The organism is Cocleimonas flava (assembly GCF_004339015.1).
Classification (GTDB): domain Bacteria; phylum Pseudomonadota; class Gammaproteobacteria; order Thiotrichales; family Thiotrichaceae; genus Cocleimonas; species Cocleimonas flava.
In genome coordinates this window covers 717,476-732,053 of sequence record NZ_SMFQ01000005.1, presented here as the reverse complement: position 1 = coordinate 732,053, position 14,578 = coordinate 717,476, and the positions used below count along the sequence as shown (strand labels likewise).

Annotated in this window: 16 protein-coding genes; 10 read left to right on the top strand and 6 right to left on the bottom strand. The window is 41.2% G+C overall.

Going from position 1 to position 14,578, the window contains the following annotated elements; translation table 11 throughout:
* Positions 1-119: 119 nt before the first annotated feature.
* From ycaO to EV695_RS19735, 4 genes are all read left to right on the top strand, one after another.
* Complete coding sequence (gene ycaO, locus EV695_RS19750) at positions 120-1,805, top strand: 30S ribosomal protein S12 methylthiotransferase accessory factor YcaO (protein WP_131907726.1); 1,686 nt, start codon at positions 120-122, stop codon at positions 1,803-1,805.
* A 274-nt stretch (positions 1,806-2,079) separates the two neighbouring features.
* Positions 2,080-2,733 carry a glutathione S-transferase gene (locus EV695_RS19745; protein ID WP_165874768.1) on the top strand — a complete coding sequence of 218 codons (654 nt, stop codon included), beginning with the start codon at positions 2,080-2,082 and terminating at the stop codon, positions 2,731-2,733.
* Between the two features lie 70 nt (positions 2,734-2,803).
* Positions 2,804-3,754 (top strand): transcriptional regulator GcvA, encoded by a 951-nt coding sequence (gcvA, locus tag EV695_RS19740; protein ID WP_131907724.1) that lies wholly within the window; start codon positions 2,804-2,806, stop codon positions 3,752-3,754.
* A 590-nt stretch (positions 3,755-4,344) separates the two neighbouring features.
* Positions 4,345-4,626 carry a DUF1127 domain-containing protein gene (locus EV695_RS19735; protein ID WP_131907723.1) on the top strand — a complete coding sequence of 94 codons (282 nt, stop codon included), beginning with the start codon at positions 4,345-4,347 and terminating at the stop codon, positions 4,624-4,626.
* Positions 4,627-4,762: 136 nt separating this feature from the next.
* On the opposite strand, the gene EV695_RS20300 is transcribed toward EV695_RS19735, so the two are convergent.
* Entirely contained in the window at positions 4,763-5,782 is a 1,020-nt protein-coding gene (locus tag EV695_RS20300) for a peptidoglycan-binding domain-containing protein (protein WP_207907169.1), read from the bottom strand.
* A gap of 184 nt (positions 5,783-5,966) precedes the next feature.
* Between EV695_RS20300 and EV695_RS19725 the strand changes: the two genes are divergently transcribed.
* Positions 5,967-6,992, top strand: a complete 1,026-nt coding sequence (locus EV695_RS19725; protein ID WP_131907722.1) for a D-cysteine desulfhydrase family protein — start codon at positions 5,967-5,969, stop codon at positions 6,990-6,992.
* A gap of 46 nt (positions 6,993-7,038) precedes the next feature.
* Here EV695_RS19725 and pyrC read toward each other — a convergent pair whose 3' ends face one another.
* Together pyrC and ggt are read right to left on the bottom strand one after the other, a co-directional pair.
* A complete protein-coding gene (gene pyrC / locus EV695_RS19720) occupies positions 7,039-8,061 on the bottom strand; it encodes a dihydroorotase (RefSeq protein WP_207907168.1) in 1,023 nt (340 codons plus the stop codon).
* 226 nt (positions 8,062-8,287) lie between these two features.
* Positions 8,288-10,027, bottom strand: a complete 1,740-nt coding sequence (ggt, locus tag EV695_RS19715) for a gamma-glutamyltransferase (RefSeq protein ID WP_131907720.1) — start codon at positions 10,025-10,027, stop codon at positions 8,288-8,290.
* A 149-nt stretch (positions 10,028-10,176) separates the two neighbouring features.
* Between ggt and EV695_RS19710 the strand changes: the two genes are divergently transcribed.
* A complete protein-coding gene (locus tag EV695_RS19710; protein ID WP_165874767.1) occupies positions 10,177-10,731 on the top strand; it encodes a rhomboid family intramembrane serine protease in 555 nt (184 codons plus the stop codon).
* A gap of 3 nt (positions 10,732-10,734) precedes the next feature.
* Here the strand turns inward: EV695_RS19710 and EV695_RS19705 are convergent, their stop codons facing one another.
* Positions 10,735-11,244, bottom strand: coding sequence for a DUF2799 domain-containing protein (locus EV695_RS19705; protein ID WP_131907718.1), 510 nt, complete (start codon positions 11,242-11,244; stop codon positions 10,735-10,737).
* Positions 11,245-11,268: 24 nt separating this feature from the next.
* Positions 11,269-11,538 (bottom strand): hypothetical protein, encoded by a 270-nt coding sequence (locus EV695_RS19700; protein ID WP_131907717.1) that lies wholly within the window; start codon positions 11,536-11,538, stop codon positions 11,269-11,271.
* Positions 11,539-11,943: 405 nt separating this feature from the next.
* On the opposite strand from EV695_RS19700, the gene EV695_RS19695 reads away from it, so the two are divergent.
* The 4 genes from EV695_RS19695 (at position 11,944) to EV695_RS19685 (ending at position 13,757) form a co-directional block, all read left to right on the top strand.
* Complete coding sequence (locus tag EV695_RS19695; RefSeq protein WP_131907716.1) at positions 11,944-12,258, top strand: hypothetical protein; 315 nt, start codon at positions 11,944-11,946, stop codon at positions 12,256-12,258.
* 140 nt (positions 12,259-12,398) lie between these two features.
* Positions 12,399-12,770: a TusE/DsrC/DsvC family sulfur relay protein gene (locus EV695_RS19690; RefSeq protein WP_131907715.1), complete on the top strand. Its 372-nt coding sequence runs from the start codon at positions 12,399-12,401 to the stop codon at positions 12,768-12,770.
* Between the two features lie 37 nt (positions 12,771-12,807).
* On the top strand, positions 12,808-12,933 hold the full coding sequence (locus EV695_RS20530; protein WP_279388070.1) for a hypothetical protein: 126 nt from the start codon (positions 12,808-12,810) through the stop codon (positions 12,931-12,933).
* A 131-nt stretch (positions 12,934-13,064) separates the two neighbouring features.
* Positions 13,065-13,757, top strand: coding sequence for a DUF4124 domain-containing protein (locus EV695_RS19685; protein WP_131907714.1), 693 nt, complete (start codon positions 13,065-13,067; stop codon positions 13,755-13,757).
* A 14-nt stretch (positions 13,758-13,771) separates the two neighbouring features.
* On the opposite strand, the gene EV695_RS19680 is transcribed toward EV695_RS19685, so the two are convergent.
* Positions 13,772-14,485, bottom strand: a complete 714-nt coding sequence (locus EV695_RS19680; RefSeq protein ID WP_243651729.1) for a DUF4124 domain-containing protein — start codon at positions 14,483-14,485, stop codon at positions 13,772-13,774.
* Positions 14,486-14,578: the final 93 nt, after the last annotated feature.

Here is a 14,578-nt window from a genome sequence, read left to right as displayed (position 1 = left end):
TGCATGGTGGGATTATTTGTGATGCATCCCTGTCCTGTATTAATACTGATATTTTCCTGTAATAGATTCATTTATCGACGTGATAATTAATAATAGACCAAAAGTAGACTAAAAAAATTATGCCTTCCCAAACTCATGTTTTAAATAAAGACGCCGCACTAGAAGATTCTATTGTCTTTATGCAAAAAAAATTGGCAGCAATGGATTTTCATATTCAGCAGCAATCCTGGTCAAACCCTATTACTAATGTCTGGTCAGTAAACATTAAAGACCAAGACTGTCCGTTGTTGGTTAGCAATGGAAAGGGCGTATCGAAACAAGCGGCTTTAGCCAGTGCCTTGAAGGAATTCTTCGGACGACTTTCTACACATTACTTTTGGGCAGATTACTATCTTGGGGATGAAATCTCTAATAGCAAACACGTACATTATAAAAATGAACGCTGGTTCGAAACGAACACCAGTGGATCGTGGCCAGAGGGCGTCTTGAATGAAGAACTGCAAGACTTTTACAATGCTAATGGTGAGTTAGATGCGAATAAACTGATTGATGCTAATTCAGCTAATCGCAATAGAGGAATCTGTTGCCTGCCTTTTGTGTGTGAGAAAACGCAAGAGTCGATCTACTTTCCGATTAATATTATCGACAATCTCTATGCCAGCAATGGCATGTCAGTAGGAGATTCGCTTGCTGAAGCGAGAATTCAAGCGTTAACTAAAATTCTCGAAAATTTTGTGAAATTTAAAGTGGTCGCTGAAGGAGTCTCACTGCCCGATATTCCTGGCAGTGTGCTCGACAGATACCCGAATATCCAAACAAGTATCAAAGAGATAGAACACGCAGGTTTTTCTCTTTTGATTCAAGATGCATCGTTAGGAGGAAAATATCCCGTTGTCGCCCTCACTTTGCTAAACCCTGAAAATCAGGGTGTTTGCGCAAGTTTTGGCGCACATCCACAGTTTGGGCGTGCGCTAGAGCAGGCAATATTGCAATTATTGAAAAATCGGGAACTGGATAAATTAAAGAACTTTACCGAAGCCGGTTTCGATCTGGATGAAGTCGCTAGCCCCCAAAACCTTGAAGCGCACTTTACCGATGCGAGTGGCATGATGAGTTGGCAGTTTTTGCAGAATAAAGCAGATTATGAATTTGTGGATTGGGGTAACGATCAAACCGCTGACAAAACATTCGAAGATATCTGCGACCTGATTCATCAGCAAGGTAACGATATCTATGTCGCAGATTATCAAGAGCTGGGAGTGCCTTGCTGTCGAATTCTGGTGCCTGGTATGTCAGAGGTTTACCCCAGAGAAAACCTAGTTTGGGAAAATAATAATGCAGGAATTGATATTCGAAAAGCCATCTTGAAAAAGCACAAAACAGTGGCAGAATGCGAAGCATTGATTGAAGCGATTGAAGATTTAAATCTGGAAGACCAATATCTCGTAGCCACTCTCATTGGCTACCCTGCAGATGCTGATAGTATTTTCGCAGATTTGTGCGTAACCGAATTAATCACCTTGCTGGCACTTAAATGTCAGGACAACGAACGCATTCAAGAAGGCTGTGAGTGGCTGTTGCATTACAAACAGATTAACCCCGCGCGCTTAAAGGTCTACCAGTGTATCGACACTTTATTGCAACTAGATGGCATGGTTAATTATTCAAATTCATTGGCTAAGCTTTACAGCAAAAGCGTATTAAATGATGCATTGGCATTGATTGATGGTGAAGATATCTTTCCCTTAGAAAGTGACTGGGAAATGCATGAGTCATTAGTTGATGCATATCGTAAGGTTCTGTAGCGTTCTCTATATGTAGTTTTAGATGTTGTTGAGCTTATAAACATCAAAAGCCACCCCCCTACTTACAGGGCTTTTTTTGTGATGAGAGGAATGAAGTTTGGAATTAAGGAATTAAAGATGCAATCACCTATTGCGAATACTGCGATCAGAAAGAGTGAATATCCAATAGCACCTGTTATTGATAAAGTAGCTTTCAATGTTTCAAGCAACTAATTACATAACTATTTAAAAAACTATTTAATTAACTGCAGTGCAGTCACAAAAGGAAATGCAAATGAGTAATCTAGAACTAATTATCGGTAATAAAAACTATTCCACGTGGTCGTTGCGTCCATGGTTTTTTCTAAAGAACCTTGATGTGGAGTTTAAGGAAAAATTGGTATTCCTGTTTGAAGACGATACCAACGATATTTTAAGTCCCTATTTTTCCAATGACAAAGTGCCAGTGTTGCTTGATGATGATTTACAAATCTGGGATACCTTGGCGATTATTGAGTATGTCGCAGATAAATTCCCGGAAAAGCAAGGTTGGCCAATAGATGCGAAAGCCAGAGCAATCGCCAGATCAACCGCAGCAGAAATGCACTCGAGTTTCTTTGCGTTAAGAAATGCATTGCCAATGAATCTCAGAAAACACTTTCCCGATTACCCAATCAACGATGATGTTAAAGCCGATATTCAGCGTATTTATGCGTTGTGGGATTATTGTAGGCAAAATGCGACGGTAAAAGGCCCATGGTTAATGGGGGAATTTAGCGGCGTCGACGCCATGTATGCGCCGGTTGTTATGCGCTTGCAGGGTTATGATGTGAAGCTATCGGGCTTTGCCGCAGAGTACGCAGAGCACGTATCAAGCAACAAATTTATGCAGGAATGGGTCGCAGCTGGCAAACAGGAAACGCAAATCATAGCGTTAGATGAAGTTTAATTGTATAAAAAGTGGTTGAAAGTGGGGGGGTGTCCTATACTTCATTGAATTAATTCATTATTAGCAATTCATGCCGACATCGCACCTCCCACCTTTAACTGCTTTAAGAACTTTTGAAGCAGTCGCACGACTTAAGAGTTTCACTAAGGCAGCCAACGAGTTATACGTCACCAGAGCTGCGGTAAGTCATCAAATAAAAAACCTTGAAGATTATCTGGGGTTCCAGTTAATTCATCGTCAAACGCGTTCTATCGCTTTAACCCCAGCGGCTGAAGCAGCTTTGCCAAAGCTACGCGAAGGTTTTAATAATCTATCGGATGCAGTGCATTTGATGAGCTCTCACCAGACTAATGAAAACCTTACTGTCTGGATGGCACCCTCATTTGCATCAAAGTGGTTAGTGCCGCGCTTGCACAGCTTCTCGTTAAAATATCCAGAGATCGATATGCAGATCAGTGGCACAACCGGATTGGTTGACGCCGAAGATGGCAATGTCTCAATGGAAGAGATCTTTCGCGCGAATAATGTTGATGTGGCGATACGCTTTGGTTCTGGAAATTATCCCGGTTGTGCCGTTGATAAGTTATTCTCGGTGAAAGCTATACCCATGTGTAGCCCAGATTTACTCAATAATCCTGATAAGCCACTGAAAACACCAGAAGATCTTAAGTTTCATACCTTGCTTCACGATAATACTGACTATAAAGGTCGACCAGAATGGAAACCCTGGTTAAAACATGCCGGTGTCACAGGAGTTAAGGTAGATCGTGGCTTACGTTTTAATCATGTATCGCTAGCGATGGATGCCGCCATTGACGGACAAGGTGTGTTAATGGGCATTGAGATGCTGGCTAGAAGCGATATCGAAGCAGGCAGACTGTGTCAGCCTTTTGATTTAAGTCTCCCGTTAGAACGCTCGTATTATGTCATTCGACCAGAATCGATGGATTCTAACCGTCATGCGGTTGATGCTTTTATCGAATGGATACTTGAAGAAGCAAAGCTGGACCAAGATAACTAAGCTGAACAAACCTAAACAAACCTAAATCTGGGTAAATCAATATAAATCTCCTCCCAGTAGTGCTTAATATCAACGCAATAAACAAACGATAAAAATAATAACCACCAGAAGAAAAGACCGCTACAACGGCGGCTACAGACATATCCCTCATCACCATAAATCATCATTGGTTATCAAAACTAACCAGTGGGTTGATTTTTAGTCGCTTGTGAACAAACTCAGAGAACTCTAATATTCACTCATCGGACGACAAGACAGCTTGTTCGGAAGATTACACTGATAAGTGTTAATGAGGACTAAAACAAGTTTTCGAAGATTAACACAATTTCAGTAAACAAATTTCAATTATGCAGTAATTATTAAAACTGCGTGATTATTACCATCTCCTCCTTGGACCGTGAAACATTGTGTTGTTTCGCGGTTTTTTTTGCCTAAAATTTATGTAAATGACGTTTTTGGTTAGAAAAACTAACCATTGAGTTGATTTTAAGTCTCTTGTGAAGAGTATGGTAAAACTCTAATATTCAATTGTCGAAGGGCAAAAAGCCTTTCTTATTAAAAAACGCAATATACTCCAAGAGGTATAACAAATGAATATCAAGAATGTATTAAAAAATATAAACGAAGCATTCCTGTTATCTGGATATGCTCGCACAGCACAAGAATTATCATTGCTATCTGACAGACAACTAGCAGATCTAGGTGTTTCAAGAGAGCTTTTAAAGCTAGGTGCAAGCGGATACCCATGGCGTGAAGAAGCACAGTCACACATTATTCCTGACAATGTTTCACATTTCAAAGCAGCAACGAATGATACAGAAACAGCTGCAGACCAAACACCAATTATGCCGAGCCCATCTAAAGCTGCATAATTAAATACCGACTCCTCCTTGGACCGCGGGGCATTGTGTTGCTTCGCGGTTTTTTTTGGCCTGAAAAAAGTGAAACCTGAAGTCGGGCTCTTTTCTTAACCATCAAAGTAGTTCGTCGTAATAGACTCGCGGCAGTCTAATCGCAGTAGGCATTAATCGATGCTCTAGTATTTGCACCAACGATCCCATCAGGGCCTAGTCCCTTTATAATCTGATAACTTATCACTGCAAGTTTGGTATTTGATCCAAAAATACCGTCTGCGGTTCCAGCGCCCAAGCCTAATTCATTAAGAAAACGTTGTAGTTCTGCAACCTGAAAAACACCGTTTACACCATCACGCTTATTAACTCGTAAATATTGAGTAATCTTACTATTGGCAAAATGCCTTAATGGGCAAGGCGTACCTGGAGGAGGATCAATCGGTTGCGTAGGACCGGGAGTAGGGGGCGCCCCTGTATAATCAGTTTGCATTGCGGATAAATAAGACATCGCTTGAAGTCTTCGGCCAATTACATCTGCCACAATCGTATCAAACGTTAATTTTTTGACGGAGCCACTGGTTAATTCCACAGAATGTACAAATAAAGTCGCAGATAAATTAGCAGCATTACGTTGCTGGATGAAATCGTAGGCGGCATTCACAGAATTGATATTCATTACCGGCGTATTTAGCGGATTATCTGCTGACGCATCAGACCAAACGCTTGTAATACCTCTTGCATAGGTTATGCCCGCATAACTAATGCCATTTTCAGGACCCGCATTACTGCCATGATAAGACATTATTTGGGGCTCAGCTCCGGTGATATCCGCGATGACATCTTTAATCTTATCCAGATTATTACTTTGATTCGCCTGACTATTGCCCCGAGTAAGCGCATGCGCGCCAAGTGACACAAGATTATGATCAAGATCGTAAATACTTTGCGCAATTCTTTTTTCAGCAGGACAAAAATTGAGCGGGTCAGAACATTGGATAAAAATAGTAACCGGTATCTGTTTACTCACTAAATGTTTCACAACATCGAAGGTGCTGTAAATTCCAGGGCCACCTTCGTGTAAATGGTCGATGGTGAATACAACTTTGTCGAGAAAGGGTGAATTGGCAGTATGTAGATACTGTTGCGTAATAAAAGAAGGATTATACGTTGGCATGTTTCCTCGCTTTAGGTCTTGAGACCTGTATTTTTTAACAACTATGGCATAACAATTATTGGGGGATTGTTAGTGTTGATCGTAAAGTGTAAAACAAGTATTGAGAAAATCTTGTGACAAAAGTCACAAGCTCACTTTTCAATACTTTTTTCGATAATGTGTAGAAATCAAACTATCATTAGGCATGAATAACATATTAGACAAATTCCCTCGTACACAAATCGTACATGCACCGACTCCCTTGGAGCACATGCCTAATTTGAGTAAACACTTTGGAGATTACAATTTATACGTAAAACGTGATGACTGTACGGGTCTGGGAATGGGCGGAAATAAAGCCCGTCAGTTGGAATTTTATTTTGGTGAAGCGCTAGCACAAGGCTGCGATACTATCCTTATTACTGGTGCGGTGCAGTCTAACTATATGCGCATGGCCGCAGCGTTTGCGCGTAAATGTGGAATGGATTGTCATCTTCAACTAGAAGATAGAGTGCCTGATAAGCCTGCTGAGTATCACAATTCTGGCAATGTCACTTTATACAAAGTGTATGGCGCAACCCTACATCATTATCCAGACGGTGAAGACGAAGAGGGCGCAGATAAACAGCTAAAAGAAATTGCCGATTCTTTGGTCAACCAAGGCAAGAAGCCTTATATCATTCCACTGACTCTGTCAGAAACACCTAAAGGTGCATTGGGTTATGTTGCTGCTGCCTTTGAGCTAGACCAGCAATTTAAAGAGCAGAAGCTAAATCCCGCAGCAATCATTGTTGCATCCGGAAGTTCGTATACGCATACAGGTTTATTAACGGGTTTGAGATTGGTAGATAACCAAGTACCAGTGATTGGCGCCTGCGTGCGACGAGACGCGGTACAGCAGAAGGCGCGAGTCCATCAATGCGCGCAATACCTTTGCAATAATTTGTTAGACACTAGCGGCGATTTAAAAACCTTGATCGATGATGCCGATGTGCTTGTTGAGGATTTTTGCCTCGATGGAGGCTACGGCAAAATTACAGATCAAACCAAAAATGCGATTCAACTGTTGGCGCATAACGAAGGTTTATTGTCTGATCCAGTGTATTCCGGTAAAGCTTTCGCCTGCGCGTTTGGCTTAATTGAACAAGGTCGTTTTCAACAAGGCGATGATATTGTGATTATTCACACTGGCGGCACCCCCGCACTTTTCGCTTACAACTCTATATTTTAAAAAAGGCCTATAACTACGGGGGCAAACATTTATTACGTAATGGTTTTTATGAAATAAGCTTCCAGTGACAATGTTCACCTGCACGTAATGGTATGAGGTTTTCGTCTCCCATCGCTAGCGATTCAGGGACTTCCCAGGTTTCTTTACTCAGCTCTATGGTGCCTGTATTTCTTGGTAATCCATAAAAATCAGGGCCATAAAAACTCGCAAATGCTTCTAGTTTGTCCAGAGCATTTGCTTTATCAAACGCTTCTGTATAAAGCTCCATCGCGTGTAATGCGGTATACATTCCCGCACAGCCACAGGCGGTTTCTTTCGCAGATTGTGTGTGGGGCGCGCTGTCTGTGCCCAGGAAAAATTTTGGATTGCCGCTAGTGGCCGCTTTTACCAAGGCTTGTCGATGTGTTTCGCGTTTTAAAATGGGTAGGCAATAATGATGAGGACGAATCCCGCCTTTAAAAATATCATTACGATTCATCAATAGGTGATGCGCCGTAATCGTTGCACCTATATTATCCGGGGCATTACTCACAAACTCCACTGCGTTACTGGTGGTGATGTGCTCCAGTACTACTTTTAGCGTTGGGAATTTAGCTATTAATGGTTTCAAAATGGTGTCTATAAACACTTGTTCGCGATCGAATATATCAATCGCAGGGTCGGTCACTTCACCGTGTACCAGTAATAATATTCCGGCTTCCTGCATCGCTTCTAACGCAGGATAAATATTTTTTAGATCGCTGACGCCTTTGTCTGAATTGGTGGTAGCGCCTGCAGGATAAAGTTTCAGTGCATGGATAAAACCACTGTCTTTGGCTTCGCGAATCGTTTCGGCCGTTGTGTTATCCGTTAAATACAGAGTCATCAATGGTTCGAAATCAGAATCAGGCACCGCGGCTAAAATCTCTTCACGATATGCTTTGGCGTGCGCAACGGTTGTGACTGGGTTAGCCAGATTCGGCATGATAATCGCGCGTTTAAATTGTTTGGCGGTATCAGGAACAACGCTTTTTAATGCTGCACCTTCTCGAACGTGGAGGTGCCAATCGTCTGGTCGTGTAATGATCATGTTATTCCTGAATTTATCTAATTGAGGGATGGAGTTGGCTTCTGCCAGCTCCATTTAATTATTTGATTCTAGAGTATGCGAATCGGGAATAAAAGAGGGGAATTAAAGAGAGTGTTATGACACCCCCCTACTTATAGGCACTTTTTTATAGCCACGTTTAAAAATGTGGCTATAAGTAGGGGGGTGACAGTTAATGATTTACTTATTTGTTAAGTGGATATTGAGACTATTTACCCAGCGCTTTACCCACACGACGCGGATCAGCACCACCTTCTAAGCCAGCTTCTGTTCGCACGATACCGTGTAAGCCAGAATTTAAATCCCGTACCGATACTTTATGCCCAATCGCTTCAAGTCCTTCTTTCAGGCTTGCTGCATCGGTGTCCTGTTCCAAGTCGGTTGTCCCATTGCGGTTTACATAGTGAGGCATGCTAATCGCCTCCTGAATATCCATATTCCATTCGATTACGCCTAACATGGTTTTCGCGACATAATTGATGATGCGGCTGCCACCCGGAGAACCAATCAACATCACTAGCTGGTCATCTTTATCAAAAACCATAAACGGTGACATGGAGCTACGTGGACGTTTACCTGGCTGAACGCGATTCGCAATCTTATTACCGTCTTTTTCATTACTGAATGAGAAATCAGTGAGTTGGTTATTGAGTAGAAATCCGTCAACCATAACCGTAGAACCAAATGCCATTTCGATACTCGATGTCATCGAAAAGCCATTGCCTTGTTTATCGACAATACTGAAATGAGTGGTGCTGGGTTGCTCGGGTGATTTAGATTGCTTCCAGTTAGCGTCAGCATTCGGTGGTACACCTGCTTCAGCTTTGCCCATGTCTTTTTCGCCAATAAGTTTAGCGCGCTCTTTTAAATAGCTTTCATCGATTAAGCCTTCTACGGGCACATTAACAAAATCAGCATCTGCCATGTACTTGCCACGGTCAGCATAAGCAAGCTTGCCGGCTTGTGCGAATAAGTGCGCAGACTCAACCGACAATGGTTGATATTGCGCGAGGTCTTTGTCTTCCAGCAGTTTTAAAATCTGGATAACCGTCATGCCGCCAGAGGTTGGTGGGCCCATGCCGCAAACCTTGTATACTTTATAATTGGCGCAAACAGGTGGGCGTTCCACTGCTTCGTAATTCGCCATATCTGCAACCGTCATTAATCCCGGGTTATCGACGGCAGCGTTTACAGCAGTAACGATATCCATCGCTATTTGACCTTTATAAAAACCTTTCGCGCCCAATAATGCAATGCGTCGAAGTGTCATCGCAAACTGCGGATTTTTCTTAATAGTGCCTGCGGCAAGTGGTTTGCCATTGGGGAAGAAATAACGCCAAGATTCTTCATAACGACCCAATGCAGGATTGGTTTTATTAAGAATTGACTGACCTAATTTCGGCGAAATCTCGAAACCGTCTTCGGCAAGTTTTATAGCATCTTCAAATAAATCAGCCCACGGAAGTTTACCGTGTTGCTTATGCACCTTTTCCAGCATTGCAACGACGCCGGGAACTCCAACGGCTCTTCCACCTGCGAGTGCTTCCCACCAATTCATGTTTTTGCCATCTTCCTGAAAGAGTTTTTCAGTGGCTAGCATTGGTGCTTTTTCACGACCGTCATAACTGGATAGTTTTTTATTCTCATTGTCCCAATACAATGAAAATGCACCACCACCAATACCACTAGATTCTGGCTCAACCAGATTCAGCACCAGTTGCACCGTGATAGCTGCATCAATCGCGCTGCCGCCTTTTTCCAGAATACGTAAACCCGCTTCTGTCGCATAAGGATTCGCTGACGAGACCATGTATTCATTGGCTTTAGCCAATACCTGAGGAATTCGACCATTGCCAAATTCCGGGTAACGCGCTTCTTTAGCGCTGAGGTTGCTCGTTAAAAGTGAAAAACTAATGAGTGTGAAAAGCAGAATTCGTGTTTTTTTCATATCAGTCTTAGAGATAATTATTAGAACTTTAAGCTTAGTTCAAGATGATATTTTGGCAGACGTTTTTTTATACAAATGTCGTAAGATATTTGTATAAAGCCACCCCCCTACTTATAGGTACTTTTTCTGAATTTCCCTATAATGGCGTTATGGTATATAAACTAAAACAGTTCATAACAGAGCCTGCATTGCTCACAGGCGCAGTCATCATCGCTTATCTTATCGATTTTATTATCCCTATCGATTTCAATCGCTTTGGTATTCATCCTCGTTCATTACTGGGTTTGTTTGGTATTCCCTTGTCTCCTTTTTTACACGGTGGTTTTGGCCATCTATTCAGTAATATATTTCCATTGTTTGCATTAGGTGTGCTTTTACGAAGTTTTGGACGGCATTTATTTATTGGCTCAACCGTTGCTATGATATTGCTCAGTGGTTTATTAACGTGGCTATTAAGTTCCAGCATTGTGGTGGGCGCTTCGGGGTTAGTCTTCGCGTATTGGACGTATTTAATTACCACAGCGATTCGCCAGAAAACCACGCAGACCATCATCATTGCAGGAATTACATTGCTTCTTTATGGTGGGCTCATTTTAGGCTTAGCCAGTTTTCGGGAAGGCATCAGCTGGGCAGGGCATTTCAGTGGTGCGGTTGCAGGTATCGTTGTTGCAATATTAATGCCCGCTGATAAACAGACGAGATAGCGACTAGTTTTTAGTGTTATTACTTCTGGTTTTATTCGGAGAGTGATTATGTTCCCCGCGATGATCACCACGGTGATTGTTACGTCTATGGTGATGGTGACGAAGTCGATGGTTATCCAGCCACAACTGGCGATCAAACATTCTTTCTCTCAACATTTCTAATTCCAGATAAATATCTCGGCCTACTCGATAACCATTATAAAACGGTTGCTGTAATTCAGGAGCAGTACAAATACCTCTGGGAATGTCGCCACTTCTACCAAAATCAATACCATTTTCAAAGGTACAAAATACTCTGGAGCCTGCACGATGCCCAGCCAGATAGCCATTCTTATTCGGTACGACTCCCGCTTTAGCACACGCTTTGGTATGCCCAGTAAGCCATATTCCACGACCTTTTAAAGCATCGCTATATCCTTTATCGCGCCAGTTAGTGCCTTGGCACTCATTAGGGCTCATGGTGGCACAGGCGCTGAGTAAGCTGGAGATCAGAACGATGATGATTTTTTTCATGTCAAATCCTGTTAATTTCTTCTTTTAGCGGGACAACCAGGCGATGAGATTTATCAATACGGTTAAGATCAAAGAGCCTAGCAACATCGCTTTCCAGGGGAAGAAAATGTTGATCTTCGGTTTATTCTCATCGGGCTGATCTGGGTCGTATTTCTGCTCAGCATTACGCTGGCTGTATTCCTCAATTTTTTGCCTTAGTTTATCCGATGCCTTTGGAAACAATAAGGGCAGGGCGTTGAGCAATACTGTCAGTACGACAGAGCCAATAATCGAATAGAGAATAAAATCATTCATGAAATATTACTATGGTCTATTTATCTGATTAGTCGATAATTAATAAATGATTAATCATCGATGCTTGAGTAAATCATAATCATTCTTCCCATGTCATAGTAATGAAATGAAAAAAGAGTTGCAAACACAAATAAGAATCATTATTATTTAACTCGGTTGTAGGTAACAACTTAAGTATTTTTAGTCATGGAAATACTTACAAAGTAGCGCACAAGGGGTGTGGTTCCTGCCCCCTTGTTTTTATATCAAGCCAATACGATAACACCTCCTTCGTACTAGCCAGATCTTTTTAATTAGTCTTAATTAATCGTTTATGGCTCTCAATACCAATAACTATTTGCCGAGAACTATTTACCCAGATCCATAAACGCCAGTAATAGTGATCAACTAACAGAAGGTACGGTAATGAATTTCTTAACGATGAATATATATGTGAATGCCTGGCTGGATTGTCACAACCCTCACATCTCAATACACAATAAATTCGACGGTGATTTGATGGCTTTCTTCAATTCACAAAAAGTCAGCCAGCTAATCGAAAGCGGTGAAGTCTCTGTTTCCGATTTTGAATCGTCCGATGAAAATACCAGATCAGAGTTAATCTCAACCTTACTAAGTTTTAAGTTTAGCGATTCAATGAAAGACGAATTCGATAAAAAAATGGGCTCAAAAACATCCGAAAAAACATCTCAGTCAGGCAACGATCTGGTGTGGACCTAGGCTTTACTAACATCAGGTTTCAGCCTCATTACTTGACTCGCAAATTAAAAAGTATTACTTTTGGGATAGATGAGTAATATCTAACTACTCCAAAAGTAGTATCAAATGCGAATAAACAAGACTCTGAGGAGGGTTAATCTATGATGTTTACAGACGTAACAATGGATGAGATGTTTCCAAGAGCACTACCCGTATTCAAGCCAGCACTACCTATTCTTAAAACTGAACAAATCTATGCCAGTATCAATCTAAAAGCGGCAGAGCTAGGGCTAACGCTTAATGAACAGCAATGGGAAGTGATCAATTTTGTCATGGACTTTTATGAGGTTTGCGATGATTGCGAAAACGCCAGAAAGTTAGCCGACCTTATGCGAGATGAATTTATCATGCAGGGTGGGCGTCGATATTTGTATAAATTATTTCCCAACGGTCCGATCAACACCATTCATGAATTGGTGGATTTACCGAACCTGAGAAATGAAACAGATAAAAGTTTTGGAACGCGCTGGTAGACAATATGCGCTGGCAAATAAAGAATAAGAAACAAAAATGCTCAAAGAATGCTTTAATCAAAATGGTCAGGATATCCTGGCCATTTTTGTTGGTGAAGCATCACAATTCAACGATTTCGGTAAAGCTAAAGAGCAATATTTGCGGTATTCAATTCAACGCTAGCTACTCTTTATTTTCAAATTTCTTATTTTAACTCTTTTTTCTAGCTACTTTGTTTTTAGCTAAGAATCCTGTCTTAATTATTCTGCTTAACTTAGAATATTGAAATACAGTAAAAATAATCGGAAAGGCTTATGCATAAAATAACTATAAAATTCCTACTTACTTTATCCATAATCCTAATGGCTCAACATTCCCAGGCAGCTATTTATAAATGCAAGAATGCCAGTGGATCGATTGAGTATTTGGCCACTCCTTGTCCCAAAGGCACGGCAAAAAAAGATATCTCAACACTACCAAAAAGCAAACAGCAGCAAGGTACCAGCAAGGCGAAAGTCTCTATGTATGAGATTAAAACCGTCTCTGATGGCATGAGTAATATTCTTCGTAACGGTTTTGCCAATGAGAATCTTAAGACACTAAAAGAAGATTATCTGAATAGAAAAAAAAGAAGTAACGCGTATAGGCTTACCGAAAAGAGTGCAGTTTGGGAGCAATATTTATGGGTAACTATCAATCCAAACTCAACTCGCGGAATTGAAATTGAATACAATGCACGACGCAGCAAGCAAAAGGCAGCCAAGCTAAGCGAATTTGAATTAGCTCGTGCAGAAAAAGCGTTTGATCTGTCACTGATGGATGTAAATTTTCACGCAACTCGAATAGGTTTGAAAAATAAATCATCAAAAGTAAAAGCCTTAGGTGCCAAAAAAATAGAATGGAATTGGCTGGAAGATGGCTTCAAATGCAAAATGAACGCCACTATCGATAAAAAGAAGCGGTATAAAAACGCCTTAAACTACAAATGTAAATATCAAGGCGCATAAAGGCAACGGCTTGCTCAATCTTGTTCGGTATTGAGGATAGAAGCTTTGCTTTCCATTGCTTTTAATTCTCTGAGTTTTTTATTGTGCTTACTTATTCCTGAAGAGTTAGATTCACATTTCGCCCATTCGATTGCTTCTTTATCATTGGTCCAGCCTTGAATATCTGGCTTCTCGCCACAGCGGTTTTTAATCTCAGCGTATTCTTCACGTATTGCTTCTAGCTTTTCTTCAGTGTCTTTTCGCACAGTAAACAAGCGCGCCGTTTCACGTTTTGACCAGCTATGGGCGCATTCTAGATCTTCAAGGTTCTGCTCAGTTCGCTTTATAATGCCACTATTATCGCCACTCTTATTGGGGTTTCTATCGAATTCATATTGTTCGTCAAAGAATTTTCTCAAACGTTTCTGTTGTCGTTGAATATCTGCTAACCAGTGTTTTTGTCGGTATTCCACATTGGCTAACTGGATCACCGGATCATCGCTGACAGGCAAGCTAATCTCCCCGCAAAACGAACCATGTTTAGTTTTCTTTACGCCTCTATTGATCTTAAATTTTTCTTTTCTAATTTCCACCTTTGGCGCTTTTTTGCCCTGTACCTTGGGTGGTGGTGTCTGACTAAAGTGCTTTTGGCCGTTGCTATCAGTCCACTGATATATTTTAGCCTGGGCTGTAAACGCTATGCTCATTAAGGATAAAAAGAGCAGAAGGGTAAGTGATGGTTTCATCATGATTATTCATTCGTTTGATATTTTTTGATTAGAGATCATAGTTCAAAAAAACCAATCCCAGCGATAATTCCGATTAACGTAACCCCATGATTT